We start from the raw sequence: 24,193 nt of genomic DNA on the forward strand, positions 1-24,193 counted from the left end.
GCGCAAAAAAACCCGGGCGGCGCCAGCCAACCCGGGCTTGTTTCATAGCCCGCCGTGACTCAGCCCAGCAGGCCGTACACCACCGAAGTCAGCGCAACCAGGCCCACCACTACGACGAATACGTTGGACGCCGCGCCGCTGTACTTGCGCATGGACGGTACACGGCGGATGGCGTACATCGGCATCAGGAACAGCAGCACCGCAAGGATCGGGCCGCCGAGCGATTCGATCATGCCGAGGATGCTCGGGTTGAGGGTGGCGACGATCCAGCACACTACCAGCATCAACCCTGCAACCACCCGGTCCAGGGACTTGGCACCCGGGCGGGCGCCGGTCTTGGCGATAATGCCCTTGAGGCCTTCACTGGCACCGATGTAGTGGCCGAGGAACGACTTGGCGATGGCCACGAAGGCAATCAGCGGCGCGGCAAACGCGATGGTGGGGTTGCTGAAGTGGTTGGCCAGGTACGACAGGATCGACAGGTTCTGCGCCTTGGCTTCAGCCAGCTGGGCGCTGCTCAGGGTCAGCACGCAGCTGAACACGAAGAACAGCACCATCACCACCATCAACAGGTGGGCACGGCGCAGAATCTGCCCGCTGCGCTCATCGGCGTGGTCGCCGTAGCGGCGTTTCTGATCCACGGCGAAGGCCGAGATGATCGGCGAGTGGTTGAAGGAAAACACCATCACCGGAATGGCCAGCCACAAGGTGTGCAGGAAGGCCGAGGCCGGTGGCACCTGGGTGGCGCTATCGAGGATACCGCCAGTCCAGTGCGGCACCAGGTACAGGCCCAGCAGCGCCAGGGCAACGATGAACGGGTACACCAGCAGGCTCATGACTTTGACCGTGGCCTGCTCGCCGCAGCGCACGATGGCCAGCAGGCCAAGAATCAGCACGAACGACAGCATGGCCCGTGGCGGTGGCTGCAGGTGCAACTGGTGCTCGATGAAGCTGGACACGGTGTTGGTCAGCGCCACGCTGTAGATCAGCAGGATCGGGAAGATGGCGAAAAAGTACAGCACGGTGATCGAGGTGCCCGCCGTGCTGCCGAAATGCTCCTTGACCACCTCGGTGATATCACCACCGGTGCGCCCGGAAAGCACGAAACGGGTCAGCCCACGGTGGGCGAAATAGGTCATCGGGAATGCCAGCACGGCCAGGATCAGCAGCGGCCAGAAGCCGCCAAGGCCGGCGTTGATCGGCAGAAAAAGGGTGCCAGCACCGATGGCGGTGCCGAACAGGCCCAGCATCCAGGTGGTGTCGTGCCGCGCCCAGTTATCGAGGGTGGCGGGGGTCGATTCTGCAAAGCGTTGTTCAACGCTTGGGGCCTGCTCATTCATTCCGGGTGAAGCTCCACTCGCAAGACTGCAACAGGCTGAGAATGGCGAAATAGTGCGTTCGCCCAACTCAACCGGAAAAGAGGGGCGCGATTGTGCACGGAAAGGTTGCACTTGCGAAGCCCTTTTCCGAGGGGCGGTTGCACTTGTCTTTACAAGTGGCAGGCATCGCGGGTGTTGCGCGGTGGATGCAGGAGCGGCCTTGCAGCGCGAACGGGGTGCTCAGCACCCCGATGCAGGGTTACTTCTGGACGGCAGCAAACGCCTCGGCTACCCGTTGAAGGTTGGCCGGGCGCAGGCCGGACATGCACACGCGGCCGCTATCGATCAGGTACACGCCAAATTCGTCGCGCAGGCGGCGGACCTGCTCGACGCTGAAGCCGGTGTAGCTGAACATGCCACGCTGGCGCAGGAAGAACTGGAAGTCCTGGCCTGGAAGCAGCACGGCCAGGGCATCGACCAGCGCCTGGCGCATATCCAGAATGCGCTTGCGCATCACTTCGACTTCCTCGGCCCACTGGGCATTCAGGCCGGCATCGCCGAGCACACCAGCCACCAGTTGGGCACCGAAATTGGGCGGGCTGGAATAGTTGCGGCGCACGGTGGCCTTGAGCTGGCCCAGCACGCTCTGTGCGGTGGCCGCGTCGTCGCACACCACTGACAAGCCACCGACCCGCTCGCCATACAGTGAGAAGATTTTCGAGAACGAGTTGCTGACCAGGCACGGTACGCCGGCACGGGCCATTTCGCGGATGGCGTAAGCGTCTTCGACCAGGCCTTCGGCAAAGCCCTGGTAGGCGATGTCGAGGAACGGGATCAACTGGCGGGCCTTGACCACTTCGACCACTTGCTGCCACTGGTTCTGGGCCAGGTCGGCACCGGTCGGGTTATGGCAGCACGGGTGCAGCAGGACCACGCTATTGGCCGGCAGCGCTTGCAGGGTGGCCAGCATGCCGTCGAAGTCGACGCCGCGGGTGGCTTGATCGAAGTACGGGTAGGTGTTTACCTTGAAGCCGGCACCCTCGAAGATGGCACGGTGGTTGTCCCAGGTCGGGTTGCTGACCCAGACTTCCGACTGCGGAAAGTAGCGCTTGAGGAAGTCGGCGCCGACCTTCAACGCGCCAGAGCCACCTACGGTCTGCACCGTGGCCACGCGCCCACCCGTCACGGCCGGGTGATCGGCGCCGAACAGCAGCGCCTGAATCGCCTGACGGTAGCTGGCCAGGCCTTCCATAGGCAGGTACAGGGACGCTTCATGGTCCTGGCCGGCGATGCGCTTTTCCACCGCATCCACCGCCGCCAATTGCGGCACCACGCCGGCCTCATCGTAATACAGGCCGATGCTCAGGTTGACCTTGTCGGCACGCGGGTCGGCCTTGAAAGTTTCCATCAACGAGAGGATCGGGTCGCCGGCATAGGCATCGACATGTTTGAACACAGCGTGCAGCTCCTTGGATCAGGACAGTACGAAAAGTCAGCCCTGAGCATACCCGCACACACGGCTCAGGAACATCCACTAATGTGCAAGGTTGTCTATGCAACATTGCATGGCCAGGTTTTTATGCTGGCAGTGATGGCCCCATCGCCGGCAAGCCAGCCACAGGGATCGCATCAGGGCTGGCAGGTGTTTGTCAGAAGATATGCAGCGCCTGTGAGATCGAGCGCCGCCCGCGCGGCGCTTCGCGGGTAAACCCGCTCCTACGTTTGTTTCGGGCCAATTATGCCGGTGGGATTTGCTCGCGAACGCCTTGGCGCCCACCACGATATCGCGTCGTAAAAACAAGGCGGTCGCGCGCGTCCGGCACAGGCAATACTGGCCCGAAACAAATGTAGGAGCGGGTTTACCCGCGAAGCGCCGCTCGGGCGGCGCTCGATCTAACAGCCGCTGCAGATGCTACGGCTACCCTTGCCAGAAACCATAGAATCTCCCACTGTGGGAGCTGGCTTGCCGGCGATGAGGCCGGATCAGCCAAGCAACGCTTTCAGGTCTTGCAATTCCTGCTCGGTCAGCGCCACTCCCTCTTCTTCGGCCACCTCGCGCTCGCGGTAACGCCGTTCACCCGGCATGCGCGTCAACCCTGCCCCCTGCATCTGCTCCACCAGATCGCGACTGCGCTGGGCAAAACGCTCGCCCTCGGCCTTGCTCGGGTCGATGACGATGATCAGTTGCCCGGTCCATGGCGTTTTCGCCCCCGGGTGCTCCGACCAGTCGAACTCCCAGGAGAAATGCCCGCCTGTCAGTGCTGCCGCCAGCAATTCGACCATCATCGACAGCGCCGAGCCCTTGTGCCCGCCGAATGGCAGCAAGGCACCGCCCTCGAGAATCGCCTTGGGCTCGGTGGTTGGTTCGCCATTGGCATCGACACCCATGCCTTCGGGAAGCAGCTGGCCGGCACGCGCGGCAATCTGCACGTCGCCGTGGGCCATGGCGCTGGTGGCCATGTCGAAGACGATCGGGTCATGCTCGGCGCAGGGTGCTGCAAAGGCGATAGGGTTGGTGCCGAACAGAGGCTTGCGGGCCCCATGCGGCACGACGCAGGTCATGCTATTGACCACACTGAGGGCCACCAGGCCCTCTTCAGCGAACGGCTCCACGTCTGGCCACAAGGCGGCGAAATGGTGCGAGTTGTGGATCGCCAGCACGGCAATGCCGGCGTTGCGCGCCTTGGCCACCAACAGGTCGCGGGCCGCCGCCAGTGCGGGCTGGGCGAACCCGCCAGCGGCATCGACGCTGACATAGCCGGCGGCAAGGTCACTGACCTTGGCCACGGCCCGCCCATCGACCCAGCCGCTGTTCAGCGTGGACACGTACCCCGGCATGCGGAACACCCCATGGCTATGGGCACCATCGCGCTGGGCGCTGGCACAATTGTGGGCCAGCACCCTGGCCACGCTGTCGCTGCAGCCATGGCGCTGGAAGATAGCCTGCAGCAGGCCTTGCAGCTCGGTAAACGGCACGCGCACGACGGTGCCGGTGGACGGTGCGGACATCTGAAGCTCCTTGTTGATTTTGGAGTGGCTACAGCGTTGCAACGGCAAAACTTTCCCGCGAGTGACAGCTATCTGTCAAATGTTGACTTAATGGCAGAAAACATTCATTTTCTTCCCAAGCCTTACCTTCTGGAGCCCCAGCATGAGCCAACCGATCAAGCAACGCCTGGAAGCCAGCCTCGACGGGGCCGCAGCGTCAGGCCGCAAGATCGCCACCTACATGCTCGCCAACCTGCACGAACTGCCGTTCCAGACCTCGGCCAGCATCGCCGCCAAGCTGGGCGTCAGCGAATCCAGTGTCGGGCGGTTTTGCCGCTCCCTGGGTTATGCCCACCTCAAGGCACTTAAGCAAGACCTGCAGAGCGACCTGGGCGATGGCCCGTGGCTGGTGGGCGACCGCTTGCACGATTACCGCCAGCGCCAGGACGCCAGCGACAACGGCGGCAGCCTGGAACTGGAAATGGCCGCCCTGGTGCGCGTGCACGAGTACCGCCAAGGCCCGGCCTGGCACAACGTGGCCCAACGCCTGGCGAGCAAGCGCCGGGTCTTTGTTGCAGGCTTTCAGACCGAGCGCGGCCTGGCCATGTGCATGGGCCACTTGCTGCAATACCTGCGCGATGGGGTGCAACTGGTCGATCTCAGTGCCGGGCACTTTGCCGACGTGCTGCTCGGTAACGCCGCAGACAGCGCCCTGGTGGTGTTCGAGGCGCGCCGTTATTCCCGCCATGCCCTGTTGCTGTGCCAAAAGGCGCGCGAGGCGGGCATTGCGGTCACCTTGGTGACCGACACTTTCTGTGACTGGGCCGATGCCAACGCCGACGAGGTGTTCCGCATACCCACCGAATTCAATCTGTTCTGGGAATCCACCTCGGCCATGCTGTCGTGGGTACACCTGATGGTCAACGAGGTCTGCAAGAAACTCGGGCCGGATGTTGAAAAGCGCTTGGAAGCAACTGCCGCTCTACATAACGAGTTCGTCGGCTACACCACGTGGTCGGCGGGCAAACAACAATAGCAAGAGTGCAATGAGGTGCGAGATGAACAAGTCCATGGCCTTGCTGGGTGCGTGCGCCCTGCTGCTGGCAGGTGCTGCCAGTGCCGAAACCCTGCGCTTCGCCACCGAGGGTGCCTACCCGCCGTTCAACTTTGTCGACGCCGATAACCAGTTGCATGGCTTCGACGTCGACATTACCCATGCCCTGTGCGAACAGATGAAGGTCGAGTGCACGCTGGTGGCTCAGGACTGGGAAGGCATCATCCCGGCGCTGATGGCGCGCAAGTACGACGCGGTGGTGGCCTCGATGATCGACACCGAGGAACGGCGCAAGAAAATTGCCTTCACTGACCATTACTACCGTACCCCGTTGACCGTGGCCGTGGCCAAGGACAGCAAGATCACCGATGCCCAAACCCACTTCGACGGCTACACGGTTGGCGCCCAGTCGTCGTCCACCCAGGCCATTTATGCCGAGGACGTTTACGCCAAGGCCGGCGCTGACGTGAAGCTGTACCCGACCATGGACGAAGCCAACGCGGACCTGGCCGCCGGCCGCCTGGACGGGGTGATTGCCGACAAATTTCCGCTTCAGGAATGGATCAGCAAGAACGGCGGTGACTGCTGCAAGATTCTGGGTGATGTAGCCAACACCAAGGCCGATGCCGCCATTGCCGTGCGCAAGGATGATGAAGCCTTGCGCCAACGCCTGAACACCGCGTTGCAACAGATCGTGGCCAACGGCACCTATCAGAAGATCGCCAGCAAGTACTTTGCATTCGATATCTACAACTGATCTTCAAGCCCTCATTGCCTGACCGGGCCCTATCGCCGGCAAGCCAGCTCCCACAGGTTGCCCACAGACCTTAACAACAGCGGTTTACCTGTGAGAGCTGGCTTGCCGCCGATGAGGCCGGTGAGGTCAACACAAGGTGTTCGTCATGCTCGATCAATTGTCCTTGCTGTCCTTGGCCAGCGGTGGCTGGGGCCAGGCGCTGCTGGCCGGCGCGCTGGTCACTATGTCACTGGCCCTGGCCTGCCTGCCCATCGGCCTGCCGCTGGGCCTGGTAGTCGCCCTGGCGGCCCGCTCGCGCAAACGCCTGCCACGGGCCTGGGCCACCACGTTTTCCACCGTGTTCCGCGGCTTGCCCGAGCTGCTGACACTGCTGATCATTTATTACGGCTGCCAGATCGCCGCGCAGAAGGTCCTTGCCGCCCTGGGCTATGAAGGTGAGTTCCTGATCAATACCTTCGTGGCCGCCATGATCGCGTTCAGCCTGGTGTTCGCCGCATTTTCCAGCGAGATCTGGCTGGCCGCTTTCAAGACCTTGCCCAAAGGCCAGTGGGAGGCCTGTTCGGCCTTGGGGCTGAGCAAACGCACCGGGTTCTTCAAGGTGCTGCTGCCGCAGTTGACCCGCATTGCCCTGCCCGGCTTGTCCAACAACTGGCTGTCGTTGCTCAAGGACACCTCGCTGGTGTCGACCATCTCGCTGGTCGACCTGATGCGCCAGACCAACCTGGCCGTCAGCGTGACCAAAGAGCCCATGTTCTTCTACGGCGTGGCGTGCCTGGGCTACTTGCTGTTCGCGGCATTGTCCGGGCGCGTGTTCGCCTACATCGAGCGGCGGAGCAACCGCCACCTGCAAGGAGCGCGCGCATGAGCCTCGACCAATTGCTGGCGCTGGTGCTCGACCCTGACCTGCTGGAGCGTTACGGCCCGCGCTTTGTCGACGGCCTGCTGGTCACTGCCAAGCTGGTCGCCATTTCCTTCAGCCTGGGCGCGCTGCTGGGCCTGCTGCTGGCGCTGGCGCGCCTGTCGCACAACCTGCTGTTGCAACGCCTGGCGGCAGGCTATGTGTACTTCTTCCGCGGCTCGCCATTGCTGGCCCAGTTGTTCCTGCTGTACTACGGCCTGGGCTCGTTCAAGAGCTTCTGGCAGGACGTGGGCCTATGGTGGTTCTTCCGCGAGGCGTGGTTCTGCACCTTGCTGGCGTTCACCTTGAACACCGCCGCCTATCAGGCCGAGATCTTCCGCGGCAGCCTGATGGCCGTCGCCCCGGGCCAGTATGAGGCGGCGCGGGCCTTGAACCTGAAGCGCTCGACGACCTTCTTCAAGGTGATCCTGCCGCAGTCGCTGCTGGTTGCCATCGGCCCGCTGGGCAACGAATTGATCCTGATGATCAAAGCCAGCGCCATTGCCTCGCTGGTGACCATCTACGACCTGATGGGCGTGACCAAACTGGCCTTTTCGCGCAGCTTCGACTTCCAGATCTACCTGTGGGCCGCAGTGCTCTACCTGGTGATCGTCGAGGTGGTGCGGCGCCTGCTGAAACACTTGGAAGCCCGCCTGGGCCGCCACCTGAACTGACCGAAGGATACGTTCCATGCATTGCCAGACCTTAGTCCTGGGCGCCGGCATCGTCGGCGTCAGCACCGCCCTGCACTTGCAAGCCCGCGGGCGCCAGGTGGTACTGCTCGACCGCGACGAACCGGGCAGCGGTACCAGCCACGGCAACGCCGGGCTGATCGAGCGCTCCAGCGTCATCCCCTATGCCTTCCCACGGCAACTGGGCGCCCTGCTGCGCTATGGCCTGAACCGCCAGCCCGACGTGCGCTACAGCCTGGCGCATCTGCCCAAGGCGGCGCCGTGGCTGTGGCGCTACTGGCGCCAGTCCGCCCCCGGGCGCCTGGCAGGTGCCGCCGCCGATATGCTGCCATTGGTGCAGCGCTGCGTGGAAGAACACGACGTGCTGATCGCAGCTGCCGGCCTGCAAGGGCTGGTGCAGGCCAAAGGCTGGATCGAGGTGTTCCGCGATCCGACGCTGTTCAGCCAGGCCAAGGCCGATGCCAAAGGCCTGAGCCGTTACGGCCTGCAGTTCGAAATACTGGAATGCGGCCAGTTGCAGGCCCGCGAACACCAGCTGGATGCCACCGTGGTCGGCGGCATCCACTGGCTTGACCCGAAAACCGTCATCAACCCCGGCGCCCTCACCCGTGGGTATGCAGCCTTGTTCCAGCAACGCGGCGGGCAGTTCCTGCATGGCGATGCGCGCAGCCTGCGTCAGCACCACGGCAAGTGGCAGGTCGACAGCCGCCGTGGCCCGATCACTGCCGACGAGGTTGTCGCCTGCCTGGGCCCCCAGTCGGCCGACCTGTTCAGCGGCCTGGGCTACCGGATACCGCTGGCGATCAAGCGCGGCTATCACATGCACTACGGCACCCGTGGCGGCGCGCAACTGGAGCACGCGATCTGCGACACCCAGGGCGGTTATGTGCTGGCACCGATGGCGCGCGGCGTGCGCTTGACCACCGGTATCGAGTTCGATGCCGCCAATGCGCCCGCCAACCAGATCCAGCTGGGCCGTTGCGAAGCCTTGGCGCGCAAGCTGTTCCCCGCGCTGGGCGAGCGCCTGGACGACGCACCGTGGCTAGGGCGGCGCCCGTGCCTGCCCGACATGCGCCCGGTCATTGGCCCGGCGCCACGCCACCCAGGGCTGTGGTTCAACTTTGGCCACGCCCACCATGGCCTCACCCTGGGCCCGGTCAGCGGCCGCCTGCTGGCCGAACTGGTGACCGGGGAACGCCCCTTCACCGACCCCGCGCCTTACAGCGCAACCCGTTTCGACTGACCCCCGCGGGAGCACAACACGATGACCGCACTCTTGAGCCATGCCACCGCTACCCCTGAAACCGACCCGCGCCCGGTGCTGATCCGCATTGAAGGCTTGAACAAGCACTACGGGGCGTTCCATGTCTTGCGCGACATCGACCTGCAGGTACGCGAAGGTGAACGTATCGTCCTGTGCGGGCCTTCCGGCTCGGGCAAGTCGACGCTGATTCGCTGCATCAACCGCCTGGAAATCGCCCAGCAGGGCACTATCGAGGTCGCCGGCGTCGACCTTGCGACCAACGCCCGGGAGGCGGCGCAGGTACGCAGCGACATTGGCATGGTGTTCCAGCACTTCAACCTGTTCCCGCACATGAGCGTGCTCGACAACTGCCTGCTCGCCCCCACGAGCGTGCGTGGGCTATCGCGCAAGGATGCCGAGGAGCGGGCGCGCATGTACCTGACCAAAGTGGGCATCGCAAGCCAGGCGCACAAGTACCCCAGCCAGTTGTCCGGCGGGCAGCAGCAGCGCGTGGCAATTGCCCGCGCGCTGTGCATGAAACCGCGGATCATGCTGTTCGACGAGCCTACGTCGGCCCTGGACCCTGAAATGGTCGCTGAAGTGCTGGATGTGCTGGTGCAACTGGCCGGCACGGGCATGACGATGCTTTGCGTCACCCACGAAATGGGCTTTGCCCGGCAGGTGGCCGAGCGGGTGCTGTTCCTGGAGGGTGGGCAGATCATCGAGGACAGCCCGCCGCAGGTGTTCTTCAACCACCCACGCACCGAGCGGGCCAAGGGGTTCCTGGCGCAGATCCTGCACTGATTGCAGACCTGTCACTGAACCTGTGGAAGCGGCCTTGTGTCGCGAAAGGGCTGCGCAGCAGCCCCGGCAATACATGCACCAGTGCTGAAATCCGGGGGCCGCTTTGCGGCCCTTTCGCGACACAAGGCCGCTCCCACAAAGACCGCGTTGACGTCAAGCCGCCTATTTCATTGCACCGCTGCAAAGACCCAACTGCGTCGTTAAATATTATTGACCGCGCCCCTCGCCAAACCCACGCCGCCACAGGCCCGCATCGGTTCAACCCACCAAAAACCGGCGCATTTCCCGCCCCGAAGCCCCTTTCAGTCGTTTGACATATCGAACGGCTCTGGCAAGCTATCTACAGGCCCCGACCGGCATCGTCAGCTCGACGAGCCGGCAGTGCTCGGGGCTCCAGGCGCCATTCAGAGCCCCGCGCCGTGCGCCTGCACAACAACGACAGGTCGAACCTGTCCCAAGGTGACATATGTCCAACAGCAACATTGGCAACAAGCAACCTTCCCTGCGCAAACCCGTCGTCCTGATGACCATGGGCAGCCAAGAGCGCAAAGGCCATGACTACCAGGTCATGACCCACAAATACATCACCCCGCTGGTCGAGTTCGCCGATTGTGTCCCGGTGCTGGTGCCCACTTGCTGCGGCATTGACGACCTCGAGACCTATCTGGACATGGCCGACGGCGTGTACCTGACCGGCGCTGGCAGCAACATCGACCCTGCGCTGTACGGACAGGAAAACCAGACCCCAGGCAAAGGCCAGGACCAGAACCGCGACCTGTTCGACATTCCGCTGGTCAAGGCGGCGCTCAAGCGTGGCCTGCCCATCTTCGGCATCTGCCGGGGCATGCAGGAAATCAACGTGGCCCTGGGTGGCGACATTTACCAGAAGGTGTACGCCGAACCGGGTTTCAACGACCACCGGGAAAACCCGGAAGACCCGGTCGAAGTGCAGTACGCCCAGGTTCACAGCGTGAAGATCAAGCCAGGCAGCTGGCTGCGCGACACTTTGGGTTGCGACGAAATCCGCGTCAACTCGCTGCACGGCCAGGGCCTGCACACGCTCGGCGCCGGCATCGAGGCCATCGCGCATGCTGAAGACGGCCTGGTCGAGGCCATTCACGCGCCAAGCATTTCGCCGTTCCTGTTCGCCGTGCAATGGCACCCAGAATGGCAAGCCGCGCAGAACCCCGACTCGATCAAGATTTTCCAGGCCTTCGGTGACGCGTGCCGCGCCCAGGTCCGCAAGGCGCAGGTCAAGCGCGCTGCCTGACCTACAGTTTCCCCTGCTTTGATCGCGGGGCGGCGCAAGACCGCCCCCGCCTCCCCCGGTCACCCTCTGCTGGTCCCAGAATATCTGCCGTGGAATCGGGCGGCGGGTTTGTGCCTGTCTTTGCGATCGTTTTTTCTTTTGGCCTTTAGAGATACGATGACTGCCGGGTAGTGGTCGTCGGTTTTTCAGCGCCTGTGAGATCGAGCGCCGCCCGCGCGGCGCTTCGCGGCTAAAGCCGCTCCTACGTTTGTTTCTGGCCAGTATCGCCTGTGCCAGGCGCGCGCGACCGCCTTGTCTGTACGACGCGATATCGCGCCATGCGCAAAGGCGTACGCGCGCAAATCCCACAGGCATAATTGGCCCGAAACAAACGTAGGAGCGGCTTTAGCCGCGAAGCGCCGCGCGGGCGGCGCTCGATCTACTACCCACCACACATATCGAGGCGAACACGTAAAAGCGGGCACGCTGGCAGAAAACAAAAATCTCAAAAAGCACTGGTCATCTCCGAGGTTGTACGATAACTTACCTCTAACGCAAAACAACACCTCCACCCAAGCGCCACAGGATGCCAACAACAATGAATCCACAAGAACTCAAATCCATCCTCTCCCACGGCCTGCTGTCTTTCCCGGTCACCGACTTCAACGCCCAGGGCGACTTCAACCCGGCGGGCTACATCAAGCGCCTGGAGTGGCTGGCCCCCTATGGCGCCAGTGCCTTGTTCGCCGCCGGTGGTACGGGTGAGTTCTTCTCCCTGGCCGCCAGCGAATACAGCCAGGTCATCAAGACCGCAGTCGATACCTGCGCCACTTCGGTACCGATCCTCGCCGGCGTGGGTGGCTCCACCCGCCAGGCCATCGAATATGCGCAAGAAGCCGAGCGCCTGGGCGCCAAGGGCCTGCTGCTGCTGCCGCACTACCTGACCGAAGCCAGCCAGGACGGTGTTGCCGCCCACGTGGAAGCCGTGTGCAAATCGGTGAAGATCGGCGTGGTGGTGTACAACCGCAATGTCTGCCGCCTGAACGCCGACCTGCTGGAGAAACTGGCCGAACGCTGCCCTAACCTGATCGGCTACAAGGACGGCCTGGGTGATATCGAGCTGATGGTGTCGATCCGCCGCCGCCTGGGTGATCGCTTCAGCTACCTGGGTGGCCTGCCAACCGCAGAAGTGTATGCTGCTGCCTACAAGGCCCTGGGCGTACCGGTCTACTCCTCGGCAGTGTTCAACTTTGTGCCGAAGACAGCGATGGACTTCTACAACGCCATCGCCCGCGACGACCACGCTGCCGTGGCCAAGCTGATCGATGATTTCTTCCTGCCCTACCTGGACATCCGCAACCGCAAGGCTGGCTACGCCGTGAGCATCGTCAAGGCCGGCGCCAAGCTGGCCGGTTACGACGCAGGCCCGGTGCGTACCCCGCTGACCGACCTCACCGCCGAAGAGTACGAAATGCTCGCCGCGCTGATGGACAAGATGGGCCCGCAGTAAGCGCCGCTTGCGGCCTGCCATATGCCGCGCCCGGAGTGGGCCTGCCCCGCTCCGGTTACCATTCGTGAGCCCGCACAAAAATAACTAGTGGGAGTACAACCAGCATGCAAGCGACTAAAAAGACGCATGTGCGCTACCTGATCCTGTTCATGCTGTTCCTGGTGACCACGATCAACTATGCCGACCGCGCGACCATTGCAATCGCAGGCTCCAGCCTGCAGAAAGACCTCGGCATTGACGCCGTAACCCTCGGTTATATCTTCTCCGCCTTCGGATGGGCTTACGTGGCTGGCCAGATTCCTGGTGGCTGGCTGCTCGACCGCTTCGGTTCCAAGAACGTCTACGCCTTCAGCATCTTCACCTGGTCGCTGTTCACCCTGTTGCAGGGCTTTGTGGGCGGCCTTCCGGTTGCCTGGGCAGTCGTGACCCTGTTCACCTTGCGCTTCCTCGTCGGTTTTGCCGAAGCCCCGTCGTTCCCGGGTAACGCCCGTATCGTCGCGGCCTGGTTCCCGACCCAGGAACGCGGCACCGCCTCGGCCATCTTCAACTCCGCGCAGTACTTCGCCACCGCCCTGTTCGCACCGATCATGGGCTGGATCGTGTTCAGCTTCGGCTGGGAGCACGTGTTCGTGGTGATGGGGGCGCTGGGCATCATCTTCTCGATGGTGTGGCTGAAAACCATCTACAACCCGCGCCAGCATCCACGCATCAGCCCGGCCGAGCTCGAACACATCGAGCAGAACGGCGGCCTGGTCGACATGGACCAGAAGCGCGGCAACGATGGCCCGAAATGGGGTTACATCAAGCAGCTGCTGACCAGCCGCATGCTGCTGGGCGTATACCTGGGCCAGTATTGCATCAACGCCATCACCTACTTCTTCCTGACCTGGTTCCCGGTGTACCTGGTGCAGGAACGCGGCATGACCATCCTCAAGGCCGGCTTCATCGCCTCGCTGCCGGCGGTATGCGGCTTTATCGGCGGCGTGCTGGGTGGGGTGATCTCGGACTGGCTGCTGCGCCGTGGCAACTCGTTGACCTTCTCGCGCAAGCTGCCGATCGTCTGCGGCCTGATGTTGTCGACCACCATGGTGTTCTGCAACTACGTAGACGCCGAGTGGATGGTCGTCGGTTTCATGACCCTGGCCTTCTTCGGCAAAGGCATCGGCGCGCTGGGCTGGGCGGTAGTGGCAGACACCTCGCCGAAGCAGATCGCCGGCCTGTCGGGCGGCCTGTTCAACACCTTCGGCAACATCGCCTCGATCACTACGCCTATCGTCATCGGCTACATCATCAGCGCCACGGGTTCGTTCAAGTGGGCCCTGGTCTACGTCGGCGCCAACGCCCTGGTAGCGGTGTTCAGCTACCTGGTGATCGTTGGCCCGATCAAGCGTATCGAACTGCGCGACGACGCCCCGAAGCCACAGGCTGAGCCTGCTGCCAACGGCGAACTGGCCAGCTCGCGCCATTGAGTGACACGCCCGCGCCGGCTCGTTCGGTGCGGGCGGATGTACAAAAAAGCCTGAGAACCTGACAAGTAGGGCCCAAACATGCAGTTGATCGAACATTCAGACTCGCCCCGCTACGTGCGCCTGCACGACGATGACAACGTCGTGGTGGTGGTCAATGACGGCGGCCTGGGCGAAGGTGCCCGTTTTGCCGACGGCCTGACCCTGGTCGAGGGCGTACCGCAAAGCCACAAGGTTGCCACCGTGACCATCGCCAAGGGCGAGCCGGTGCGCCGCTACGGGCAAATCATCGGTTATGCGCTGGAAGACCTGCGCCAGGGCAGCTGGGTACAGGAAAGCCAGCTGGCCATGCCTGCTGCACCGGAACTGGACAGCCTGCCACGCTGCGATGCCGTGCCACAGCCGCTGCCGCCACTGGAAGGTTTCACCTTTGAAGGCTACCGCAACGCCGACGGCACGGTCGGCACGCGCAATATCCTTGGCATCACCACCACCGTGCAGTGCGTGACCGGCGTGCTGGAGCACGCGGTCAAGCGCATCCGCAGCGAACTGCTGCCCAAATACCCCAACGTCGATGACGTGGTAGCCATTACCCACAGCTACGGCTGCGGCGTGGCCATCAACGCCCGCGACGCCTATATCCCGATCCGCACCGTGCGCAACCTGGCGCGCAACCCCAACCTGGGCGGCGAAGCGCTGGTCATCAGCCTGGGCTGCGAAAAGCTGCAAGCCGGCCAGGTGATGCACGACAACGACCCGTCGGTAGATCTCAGCGACCCGTGGCTGTACCGCCTGCAGGACGCCAGCCTGGGCTTTGTGGAAATGATCGAGCAAATCATGGCGCTGGCCGAAACCCGCCTGAAGAAACTCGACCAGCGTCGACGCGAAAGCGTACCGGCCAGCGAGCTGATCCTCGGCATGCAGTGCGGTGGCAGCGACGCCTTTTCGGGCATTACCGCCAACCCAGCGCTGGGTTATGCCGCCGACCTGCTGGTACGTGCCGGTGCCACCGTGCTGTTCTCGGAAGTGACCGAGGTTCGCGACGCCATCTACATGCTGACTTCGCGCGCGCAAAACCAGGCAGTGGCCGACGCGCTGGTAAGCGAAATGGACTGGTATGACCGCTACCTGCAGCAAGGCGCTGCCGACCGCAGCGCCAATACCACACCGGGCAATAAGAAAGGCGGCCTGTCGAACATCGTCGAAAAGTCGCTGGGATCGATCGTCAAGTCCGGCAGCGGGGCCATCCAGGGCGTGCTTGGCCCAGGCGAGCGGGTCAAGGGCAAGGGCCTGATCTTTTGCGCCACCCCGGCCAGCGACTTTGTCTGTGGCACCCTGCAACTGGCCGCAGGCATGAACCTTCATGTCTTCACCACAGGCCGCGGCACGCCGTATGGCCTGGCCATGGCGCCCGTGGTCAAGGTGTGCACCCGCAGCGAACTGGCGCAGCGCTGGCCCGACTTGATCGACATCGACGCCGGGCGCATCGCCAGCGGCCGCGCGACCATCGAGGAGTTGGGTTGGGAGCTGTTCCACTACTACCTCGACGTCGCCAGTGGCCGCAAGCAGACCTGGGCCGAGCAGCACCGCTTGCACAACGACATCACCCTGTTCAATCCGGCGCCGATTACCTGATGCCCTGGGCAGGCTTGCCCAGCACTCTTCATTCAGCCACCCTCACAGGAGCACCCCATGCCTGATATCCTCGGCCACAACTTCATCGCCGGCCAGCGCAGCGCCGCTGGCGCACAGCGCCTGCAGAGCCTGGACGCCAGCACTGGCGAAGCCCTGCCGTACAACTTTGCTCAGGCTACCGAGGGCGAAGTCGACCAAGCTGCCAAAGCCGCGGCCGCTGCTTTCGCCGAATTCCGCCAACTGCCCCCGGCGCGCCGCGCCGAGTTTCTGGATGCCATCGCCGCCGAACTGGACGAGCTGGACGATGCCTTCATCGCTATCGTCTGCCGCGAAACCGCACTGCCCGCCGCACGTATACAGGGTGAGCGCGGCCGTACCAGCGGCCAGATGCGCCTGTTCGCCCAGGTGTTGCGCCGTGGCGACTACCTTGGCGCACGCATCGACCTCGCCTTGCCCGAACGCCAGCCACTGCCACGCGTGGACCTGCGCCAGATGCGCATTGGCGTTGGCCCGGTCGCGGTGTTCGGCGCCAGTAACTTCCCGCTGGCGTTCTCCACCGCAGGTGGCGACACCGCCGCGGCGCTGGCCGCCGGCTGCCCGGTGGTGTTCAAAGCGCACAGCGGCCACATGGCAACCGCCGACTTGGTCGGCTGCGCCATCACCCGCGCAGCCGAGCGTACCGGCATGCCCAAGGGGGTGTTCAACATGGTGTTCGGTGGCGGCGTGGGCGAGTGGCTGGTCAAGCACCCGGCCATCCAGGCTGTAGGTTTCACCGGCTCGCTGAAAGGCGGCGACGCCCTGTGCCGCATGGCCGCAGAGCGCCCCCAGCCGATTCCGGTGTTCGCCGAGATGTCCAGCATCAACCCGGTGATCATCCTGCCGGGCGCCCTGGCCAAGCGTGGCGACGCCATCGCCCGTGAGCTGGCCGGTTCGGTGTGCCTGGGCGCAGGGCAGTTCTGCACCAACCCGGGCCTGGTCATCGGGCTGCAATCGCCACAGTACAGCCAGCTGTTGGCTGAGCTGGGTCAGCACCTGGGCCAGCAGGCCGGCCAGGTCATGCTCAACGCCGGCGGCCTGCGCAGTTATGTCGCTGGCCTGGAGCACCTGCACGCCCACGCCGGTATCGAACACCTGGCCGGCCAGGCACAGCAAGGCAGCCAGGCCCATGCCCAGTTGTTCAAGGCCGATGCCCGGTTGCTGGTCGAGTCCGACCCATTGCTGCAGGAGGAAGTGTTCGGCCCCACCACCGTGGCCGTGGAAATTCAGGATAACGACCAGTTGCGCGCTGCCGTGCTTGGCCTGCGCGGCCAGCTGACCGCCACACTGATCGGCGAGCCTGAGGACTTTGAAGCCTTTGCCTGGCTGGTACCACTGCTGGAAGAGAAAGTCGGGCGGATTCTGCTCAATGGTTACCCGACAGGTGTCGAGGTGTGCGATGCCATGGTCCACGGCGGGCCGTACCCGGCAACTTCCGACGCCCGCGGAACCTCGGTCGGCACCCTGGCTATCGACCGTTTCCTGCGCCCCGTGTGCTACCAGAACTACCCGCAGGCGCTGTTGCCAGCGGCCCTGCGTGACAACAACCCACTGGGGCTGCGGCGGTTGGTGAATGGGCAGTGGCGCGACGGGGCGATCTGACGCCCCTTTGCGGCACGGGCCTCAGGCCCCTTGCGCCTCAGCCTCTTCATGCACCTGACGCAAACGCTCACGGCTATTGCTCAGGTGCATGCGCATGGCCATTTTGGCCCCTTCGCTGTCTCGCCGTGCAATGGCTTCATAGATGGCTTCATGCTCATGGCGCAGCCGGCTCATGTAATGGGCCTGGTCATCACGCGCCAAGCGCGCTGAATTCAACCGGGTCCGGGGGATGATGCTGGTGCCCAGGTGGTTGAGAATGTCGGCGAAGTAATGGTTGCCACTGGCCTGGGCAATGCGCAGGTGAAACTGGAAATCGGCCGACACCGCATCGGTAGCGTGGGCCGCCCCCTCGTTCAGCTCATCCAGCGCCGCGCGCATGCCGGCCAGCTCGTCATCGCTGCGGCGTTGTGCAGCAAGCCCCGCCGATTCGATCTCCAGCGCAATGCGCAACTCCAGCACCGCCAGCACCTCACGCAGGGTAACGACGGTCGCCGGGTCGATCCGGAAGCCCCCGGTCGCCGGCGCATCCAGCACGAACGTACCGATGCCGTGGCGGGTTTCCACCTGCCCGGCGGCTTGCAGCCGCGAAATGGCCTCACGCACCACCGTGCGGCTGACGCCCTCTTCGACCATGATCTGCGATTCGGTCGGCAGCTTGTCGCCGCGCTTGAGCTGGCCGCTGCGAATACGCTCGGTCAGCACCGTAACCAGTTCCTGGGCCAGACTGCGTGGCTTGCGCCGGGTCCTTGCCTGTACCTGCTGCTCTGTCATCGCCCTGTGTTTCACCTTGAAAGACAGCGCTTATCATAGCGCAAGCAGTTGTACGATCACATATGCCGCGTGCGGATTTCAATGCCTGTCTGGGGCTGCACCTACCCGACAACACCTGGAAGTGCTGGCACAGAGCCTGCGCTGCAAGATACTGTGCGTTTCCACCTCACGCATCCATGGAAGGAACTGCCAGTATGAAAACCTTTGACCGCCTTTTGCTCTGCTGCGGCTTACTGATCCCCTTGTGGCTTTTGGCCGGGGTCTGGCTCACTGCACTGGCGTACCCCGGCTACGACCATTTCCAACAAGCCATGAGCCAGCTCGGCGCGGTTGGCTCGCCCGTGCAGCGCTGGTCGCCATGGGTCAACAATTATCCTCTCGCGGTCTTGTTCATCTTGTTTGCCTTGGGCCTCGCGCGGCGCTGGCACGGCTCGAAGGTGGCGTTGTCGAGTGCAGCTCTAGTATTGATGCACGGCCTCGGTAGCCTGGGCACAGGCTGGTTCGCCTGCGACCCAGGCTGCGCTGCGGCGCAACCTTCCAGCTCACAGCTGCTGCACAACCTGTCGGGGTTGCTGATGTTCCTTTCACTGACCCTGGCGAGCGCCCTGTGGGCGTGGCTCGGGACGCGTCTGGCCGGCAGCCAGGCCGTCGCGCTGCTGTCCGCCACGAGCCTGATACTTGCCATCGTCACCGTCGCACTCATGGCCCAAGCGGCACAAACCGGGCAGCTGTTCGGCCTGTACCAGCGCCTCAACTACGGGGTGTCGGTACTGTGGATCGCCTGCCTTGCCTGGGCTAGCCTGCGCAACCCGGCTGCTGGGTCATCGCACAGGGCCACCCGCTGACGGCAATTTGCTGGCCCCCCACCTTTGCAAGTGAAGGCAAACTTCGTTCCCCTTCAATTGCTTAGGACAGCAATATGCGAGTACTTCTAGCTACGATGGCCGGCTGCCTGCTCGCCACATTCGCTTTCGGCGCCCAGGCCAGGGCACTCAGCCAGAATGATCGCCACACCTGCCAGTGGGGTGCGCAAATAGCCGGTGAAGCCCAGCAGGCCAAGCTTGCCGGGGTCACCCTGTACGCTACGCGCAAGAAGCTTCAGGTGCGAAAGTTCGCCAAACCGTGGATGCGCATGACCGCCTTCGGCATTACTGAACAAACCTATAACAGCCGCTCCAGGCTCAAGCCTGCGGCAATCCGGCAGACCTATTACGAGCAGTGCGTGCACCATGCAGTTGCGAAGAGATAGGTGTTTTGTTTCAAGCGGTTATAGATCAAAGCTAAAGCACTTTATTAATTGAAAAGCGCCGCCACGGGGCCCCTGCCGTGAAGCAAGCTTCAAGCAGCCCCGGACGGCGCCCAGTGCGGAATCAGCAGCCGCTCAACACCGCCGGGCGGCGTTCCCCGGCAAAGAACAGCGGGCGCAAGCGCACCCCGATCAGGTTGCCGGCGTAAGCCGCCACCAGCCACAGCCAGCCATGCACGCTGCCCGAAGCAATACCGCTGAAGTACGCTCCGATATTGCAGCCATAGGCCAGGCGCGAACCATAGCCCAGCAGCAGCCCGCCGATCACCGCAGCCAGCAATGACGGCAGCGGAATTTTCAGGCTAGGCGCAAAACGCCCGGCCAACCCTGCTGCCAGTAGCGCACCGAGCACGATGCCCAGGTCCATGACCGTGGTGATGTCCTGCCACAACGGCGAAGCCAGCGCCTTGGCGTTGGCCGGTGCCTGCCAGAACACCCAACTGGCGACATTCACACCCAGGCCTTCAAGCACCTTGGCGCCCCACAAGGCGAAGGCCGAGGTGATGCCCCACGGCCGCCCCGCCAGGGCCAGGGTCGCGTAGTTCAACACGGCCAAAGCAATGGCGCCCCACAGCAGCGGCCAGGGGCCCCGCAGCAATCGCCGCAAGCCGCGCTGCGCACTGCTGACAGGCGCCTCCAACCCGCCATGCCGGCGCTTTTCCAGCACCACGCTGGCCCACGCGATCAGGCCGAATACGCTAAGGCTCACCAGCAGCGCCGGCGCCACGCCCCACGCCTGCACGATCGAGGTGGCCGGGAACGACGGTAAGCCGAACCACCAGTCAGCGTGGTGGGTAGCGCTGACCGAGCCGATGATGAAGAACAGCAAGGTCACCAGCATGCGTGCGTTACCCCCGCCAACGGTGAACAGCGTGCCCGAGGCACAACCGCCGCCCAGTTGCATGCCGATACCGAAAATGAACGCACCGAACACCACCGAAACACCGGCCGGGGCCACAAGGCCGGTCACGGGTGAGCCAAACAGGCTGCCTGCCGACAGCGCCGGGAAGAACAACAGCACCGCCAGCGCCAGCATGAGCATCTGTGCGCGCAGGCCCGCGCCCCGGCGTTCGTTGATGAACACCCGCCAGGCTGAGGTGAAACCAAAGGCCGCATGGTACAAGGTCAGGCCAAGTGCGGCGCCGACCATGAGCAGCAAGGCTTGCTTGAAGCCGGCGTTGAGGTTCAGGAACCAGGCACCGGCCAGCAGCACAAGCAAGGCGACAAGGGGCGCGCCGAAACGGCGCGGTGCGGGTGTTGCGATTGCGGAAAGACCCATCGAAATACTCGGATAACAGTGAAACGGTTGGCGAGTATACCCGCAACTGTCAACCGGGGCTGCGTATGGTCCGGGTATTTGCTAAGCCGTTCAAAGCTGCCTGCTCCCACATACTGCACAGCACTCAAGCCATGCGCCGTACCTGAGGGGGATTCTATGGTTTCTGGCAAGGGTAGCCGCAGCATCTTCAGCGCCTGTGAGATCGAGCGCCGCCCGCGCGGCGCTTCGCGGGTAAACCCGCTCCGTTTGTTTCGGGCCAATTATGCCTGTGGGATTTGCGCGCGAACGCCCTGGCGCCCACCACGATATCGCGTCGTACAAACAAGGCGGTCGCGCGCGCCTGTCACAGGCAATACTGGCCCGAAACAAACGTAGATACTCTGTTGGCGGTCAAGCTTTTCTGAGGTGTTCAGAGCTGAAAAGCTTGGCCGTATCAAATGGCTCATCTCCGCTCATGCACGCCCAGATGCCTGTCAGGTACTTGCGCATGACAGCGGCGATCGCTTGCATTTTTTTCTTGCCCCTGCTGATCAGCGACTCATAAAAAGCCTTCGCATAAGGATCGCAGCGCACCGCCGTCAGCGCAGGCATGTACATGGCTGCCCGTAAATAGGCATTCCCGCTTTTGCCGAGCCGACCAGGTTTATCAATGCTTGTTCCAGACTGTGTCTGTCGAACATCAAGGCCAGCATGACGAGCGACCTGAGAGGACTTGAGCGTTTCGGGCAGCGTGGTCAGCTCAGCCAGGGCGGCCAGCGCCGAGACCTCTCCAATCCCAGGGCCTGCGAGGAGTTGCTCGTACTGTCGAGTTAGCCTTGGACACTGGGCGATTAACTCGCGCCCTGCCTTACGAAAGCGCTCGATTCGATTACTTAGTGAAGCAATCTCTTCTTCTTGATCCTCGATCAACATCGAGGCAGTCGTGGCGGTCGCCTGCAATGCATGCAGCTCGTTCTTCGCCCTGATACGGTGTCCCACCAAACGATTGATGTGCCGGCCAAGGCCTCTGAGTTCAAGCTGTACAGTGCTTGGAGGTGTCCACAAACGCGGGGTCATACGCTCCCCGTACTCGGACAGCAGCTGAGCATCTATTGCGTCAGTCTTGCTGTTCACCAGCATCAGTTTGGCGAAGTTGTGGAAGCTCTTGGGGTTGATCACGGAAACAGGTAGGTCAGCAGCGTGCAGCTCAATGGCCAAGTCCAGGTAATAGATCCCGGTCGCCTCCATCACGATCGACGTAGGCTTGAGCGCCTGCAGCTTTTTCACCGCAGCCTTGCGACCGGCAGGGGTTTGAGCGATATCCCACTGACCGGCAGTGCGCCCATCTTTACGCACCCCAACGACCGAAGTCCGTGAGCCGATATCGAGGCCAACCCAGACACTCATTCTTCCCTCTCCCAAGCGAATTAGGTAACAATGGCCTCCGGTTCTCCGACCTCGAACTTCATGCCGCTGCAACCCTGTAATGCGAAGTCCGACTTGTCGGCTTCTCGATACTCTTCGTGGTGGGCAATGAGGCGGGGGGCCTCTCTACGTACAAGGTCAGGGGCAAACCCTGCCTTCAGGAGCGATCGGCCTCCCCGGAAGTGCTTCTTCAGCCTGACGAGAATAACTTCTCCCGCCAGGCCAGTCACAACATACAAGGAGCGGGTTTACCCGCGAAGCGCCGCGCGGGCGGCGCTCGATCTCACAGGCGCTGCATCTTTTCTGACAAACACCTGTCAGCCCTGATGCGATCCCTGTGGGCTTGCCGGCGATGAGCCGCACGCGTAACCGGCCACCCTCACCGATTGCGCGTAACCCGCCACACGGTATTGGCCAGGTCATCCGCAATGATCAAAGCACCGCGTGGGTCCACCGTCACCCCAACCGGGCGACCGCGGGTCTTGCCATCTTCACCCCGGAAACCCGTCGCGAAGTCAATCGGTTCCCCAGCCGGTTTGCCATTGCTGAACGGCACGAAGATGACCTTGTAGCCCACCGGGTTCGGCCGGTTCCAACTGCCGTGCTCGCCCACGAATACCCCGTCGGCAAAACCCTCACCCATGGCCGGGATCGAGAAGTCCACACCCAATGCCGCCACGTGCGAGCCCAGGCTGTAATCTGGCTTGATCGCGGCGGCGACCTTGTCCGGGGCCTGTGGCCTTACCCGCTCATCGACGTTCTGCCCCCAGTAGCTGTAGGGCCAGCCGTAGAAGCCGCCGTCACGCACCGAGGTGAGGTAGTCAGGCACCAAATCAGGCCCCAACTCATCGCGCTCGTTGACCACTGTCCACAACTGCCCGGTCTGCGGCTCAATGGTCAGTGCAGTGGGGTTGCGCAGGCCCGTGGCGTAAGGCCGGTGTGCGCCGGTTTCGGCATCCACCTGCCAGACCATGGCGCGGTCGATCTCCACCTCCAGGCCGCGCTCGGTGATATTGCTGTTCGAGCCGATACCCACATACAGGTAGCGCCCATCGGGGCTGATCGTCAGTGCCTTGGTCCAGTGGTGGTTGATCTGCGATGGTAGGTCGGTGACCTTGGTCGGCGGGCCGTCGGCCTTGGTCTGGCCGTCGGTGTAGTTGAAGCGCACCAGCGCGTCCTGGTTGGCCACGTACAACTTGCCGTCGGCAAAAGCCAGGCCATACGGCGCGTTGAGGTTTTCCGCGAATACCGTCTGCACCTCGTACTTGCCGTCGCCGTCGGCATCGCGCAGCAAGGTCAGGCGGTTACCGCCTTTGACTTGGGTGTTGCCCTTGGCCTTGATCTGGCTGGCAATCACATCCTTGGGCTTGAGCTTGGCCGCGCTGCCGCCCCTGCCTTCGGCCACCAGGATGTCGCCATTGGGCAATACCAGGCTCTGGCGCGGAATCTTCAGGTCGGTGGCAATGGCTGTGACGCTGTAGCCTTCGGGAACGGTCGGTTTCTGCTCACCCCAGGCCGCCGGCTGAGCGATCTTCATGCTCGGCAACAAGCCACGTTGTGGCTCGGGCAAGCGCGGGTCCGGGCCATGGGCCTGGGTAGGCTCGCCATCGCCACCACAGGCACTCAACAGCAGCGCCACACTCAATACACTCAACGCGTGCAAGGGCTTCATGCTTCACCTCCAGAACGCAGGTTGCTCAAGCCGGTCCAGGCTGCGGCCAGTGCAAGTACGCTCACCACCACCGACAGCACCAGCCCTGCTGGCATCACCGCCCAGGCGTCCTTGGCATGCTCGAAGGCATTGATCAGGCCAAGCACCCAGGTCACCAGCAGCAGCACGAAGTACAGCGTCGGGCGCCCGCCTTTGCGCTCGGCGCGGATCAGGTTGGCCAAGGCAAACAGCAGCGCCAGCCCGCAGAACACCAAAGCCCCGGCGATCAGCCAGGCGGCGAAGTTGCTCCACTGGATCTGGTAGCTGTTGTAGTAGGCGATATCGCTCAGCAGCGCGCCCAGGAACAACGGCACACTGCCGGCCAACAGCAGGGCGTGCAGCGGGCTGGGGGTGCGCCGGTAAAGGGTGTGGTCGGATGTGGTCACGGTGCCTCCTTTTCATTCGGTGACCCAGGCTGACGGGGTGGCCATCAGCCGTGCGCAGGGTGCGCCTAGCAAAGGAGCCCTGC

General features: G+C 63.3%; 21 protein-coding genes. 13 read left to right on the forward strand and 8 right to left on the reverse strand.

Annotation, left to right across the window (positions count from 1 at the left end):
* Positions 1-59 precede the first annotated feature (59 nt).
* The 3 genes from ACF8SD_RS23570 to ACF8SD_RS23580 all read right to left on the reverse strand — a co-directional run bounded on the left by ACF8SD_RS23570 (position 60) and on the right by ACF8SD_RS23580 (position 4,328).
* Entirely contained in the window at positions 60-1,340 is a 1,281-nt protein-coding gene (locus tag ACF8SD_RS23570) for a serine/threonine transporter (RefSeq protein WP_173889720.1), read from the reverse strand.
* A gap of 238 nt (positions 1,341-1,578) precedes the next feature.
* Complete coding sequence (locus ACF8SD_RS23575; RefSeq protein ID WP_173889722.1) at positions 1,579-2,775, reverse strand: amino acid aminotransferase; 1,197 nt, start codon at positions 2,773-2,775, stop codon at positions 1,579-1,581.
* 527 nt (positions 2,776-3,302) lie between these two features.
* Entirely contained in the window at positions 3,303-4,328 is a 1,026-nt protein-coding gene (locus ACF8SD_RS23580; RefSeq protein WP_392485245.1) for an Ldh family oxidoreductase, read from the reverse strand.
* A 142-nt stretch (positions 4,329-4,470) separates the two neighbouring features.
* On the opposite strand from ACF8SD_RS23580, the gene ACF8SD_RS23585 reads away from it, so the two are divergent.
* The 11 genes from ACF8SD_RS23585 to ACF8SD_RS23635 all read left to right on the forward strand — a co-directional run bounded on the left by ACF8SD_RS23585 (position 4,471) and on the right by ACF8SD_RS23635 (position 17,253).
* The gene (locus ACF8SD_RS23585) at positions 4,471-5,343 is read left to right on the forward strand and encodes a MurR/RpiR family transcriptional regulator (protein WP_029886745.1); all 873 of its coding nucleotides are present in this window, start codon (positions 4,471-4,473) and stop codon (positions 5,341-5,343) included.
* Positions 5,344-5,365: 22 nt separating this feature from the next.
* Entirely contained in the window at positions 5,366-6,118 is a 753-nt protein-coding gene (locus ACF8SD_RS23590) for a transporter substrate-binding domain-containing protein (RefSeq protein WP_392485246.1), read from the forward strand.
* Between the two features lie 145 nt (positions 6,119-6,263).
* Complete coding sequence (locus tag ACF8SD_RS23595) at positions 6,264-6,983, forward strand: ABC transporter permease (protein WP_392485247.1); 720 nt, start codon at positions 6,264-6,266, stop codon at positions 6,981-6,983.
* Positions 6,980-7,690, forward strand: a complete 711-nt coding sequence (locus ACF8SD_RS23600; RefSeq protein WP_029886746.1) for an ABC transporter permease — start codon at positions 6,980-6,982, stop codon at positions 7,688-7,690. The genes ACF8SD_RS23595 and ACF8SD_RS23600 overlap by 4 nt, the downstream gene beginning before the upstream one ends.
* Positions 7,691-7,706: 16 nt before the next feature.
* Entirely contained in the window at positions 7,707-8,951 is a 1,245-nt protein-coding gene (locus ACF8SD_RS23605; RefSeq protein ID WP_173889733.1) for an FAD-binding oxidoreductase, read from the forward strand.
* Between the two features lie 21 nt (positions 8,952-8,972).
* Positions 8,973-9,755, forward strand: a complete 783-nt coding sequence (locus ACF8SD_RS23610) for an amino acid ABC transporter ATP-binding protein (RefSeq protein ID WP_392485248.1) — start codon at positions 8,973-8,975, stop codon at positions 9,753-9,755.
* A 466-nt stretch (positions 9,756-10,221) separates the two neighbouring features.
* Positions 10,222-11,025 (forward strand): gamma-glutamyl-gamma-aminobutyrate hydrolase family protein, encoded by an 804-nt coding sequence (locus ACF8SD_RS23615; RefSeq protein WP_009687019.1) that lies wholly within the window; start codon positions 10,222-10,224, stop codon positions 11,023-11,025.
* Positions 11,026-11,602: 577 nt separating this feature from the next.
* Positions 11,603-12,514: a 5-dehydro-4-deoxyglucarate dehydratase gene (kdgD, locus tag ACF8SD_RS23620; protein ID WP_110679792.1), complete on the forward strand. Its 912-nt coding sequence runs from the start codon at positions 11,603-11,605 to the stop codon at positions 12,512-12,514.
* A gap of 104 nt (positions 12,515-12,618) precedes the next feature.
* Entirely contained in the window at positions 12,619-13,983 is a 1,365-nt protein-coding gene (locus tag ACF8SD_RS23625; protein WP_392485249.1) for an MFS transporter, read from the forward strand.
* 78 nt (positions 13,984-14,061) lie between these two features.
* A complete protein-coding gene (gene garD / locus ACF8SD_RS23630; RefSeq protein WP_054906141.1) occupies positions 14,062-15,615 on the forward strand; it encodes a galactarate dehydratase in 1,554 nt (517 codons plus the stop codon).
* A gap of 57 nt (positions 15,616-15,672) precedes the next feature.
* A complete protein-coding gene (locus tag ACF8SD_RS23635; RefSeq protein ID WP_173889740.1) occupies positions 15,673-17,253 on the forward strand; it encodes an aldehyde dehydrogenase (NADP(+)) in 1,581 nt (526 codons plus the stop codon).
* Positions 17,254-17,274: 21 nt separating this feature from the next.
* Here ACF8SD_RS23635 and ACF8SD_RS23640 read toward each other — a convergent pair whose 3' ends face one another.
* Positions 17,275-18,024: a FadR/GntR family transcriptional regulator gene (locus ACF8SD_RS23640; RefSeq protein ID WP_009687013.1), complete on the reverse strand. Its 750-nt coding sequence runs from the start codon at positions 18,022-18,024 to the stop codon at positions 17,275-17,277.
* Between the two features lie 194 nt (positions 18,025-18,218).
* Here ACF8SD_RS23640 and ACF8SD_RS23645 point away from each other — a divergent pair, with 194 nt between their 5' ends.
* Positions 18,219-18,869 (forward strand): DUF998 domain-containing protein, encoded by a 651-nt coding sequence (locus ACF8SD_RS23645; RefSeq protein ID WP_173891709.1) that lies wholly within the window; start codon positions 18,219-18,221, stop codon positions 18,867-18,869.
* Positions 18,870-18,943: 74 nt separating this feature from the next.
* Positions 18,944-19,273 carry a hypothetical protein gene (locus tag ACF8SD_RS23650; protein ID WP_047149831.1) on the forward strand — a complete coding sequence of 110 codons (330 nt, stop codon included), beginning with the start codon at positions 18,944-18,946 and terminating at the stop codon, positions 19,271-19,273.
* 121 nt (positions 19,274-19,394) lie between these two features.
* On the opposite strand, the gene ACF8SD_RS23655 is transcribed toward ACF8SD_RS23650, so the two are convergent.
* From ACF8SD_RS23655 to ACF8SD_RS23670, 4 genes are all read right to left on the reverse strand, one after another.
* Positions 19,395-20,609, reverse strand: coding sequence for a YeeE/YedE family protein (locus tag ACF8SD_RS23655; RefSeq protein WP_392485250.1), 1,215 nt, complete (start codon positions 20,607-20,609; stop codon positions 19,395-19,397).
* Positions 20,610-20,999: 390 nt separating this feature from the next.
* Positions 21,000-21,995 (reverse strand): IS110 family transposase, encoded by a 996-nt coding sequence (locus ACF8SD_RS23660; RefSeq protein WP_029887815.1) that lies wholly within the window; start codon positions 21,993-21,995, stop codon positions 21,000-21,002.
* A 397-nt stretch (positions 21,996-22,392) separates the two neighbouring features.
* Positions 22,393-23,685 (reverse strand): PQQ-dependent sugar dehydrogenase, encoded by a 1,293-nt coding sequence (locus ACF8SD_RS23665; protein WP_392485251.1) that lies wholly within the window; start codon positions 23,683-23,685, stop codon positions 22,393-22,395.
* Positions 23,682-24,110, reverse strand: coding sequence for a DUF2231 domain-containing protein (locus ACF8SD_RS23670; RefSeq protein ID WP_173889746.1), 429 nt, complete (start codon positions 24,108-24,110; stop codon positions 23,682-23,684). The genes ACF8SD_RS23665 and ACF8SD_RS23670 overlap by 4 nt, the downstream gene beginning before the upstream one ends.
* Between the last annotated feature and the right edge of the window lie 83 nt (positions 24,111-24,193).

Source organism: Pseudomonas sp. CJQ_9 (assembly GCF_043106615.1).
GTDB classification, from domain to species: Bacteria; Pseudomonadota; Gammaproteobacteria; order Pseudomonadales; family Pseudomonadaceae; genus Aquipseudomonas; species Aquipseudomonas juntendi.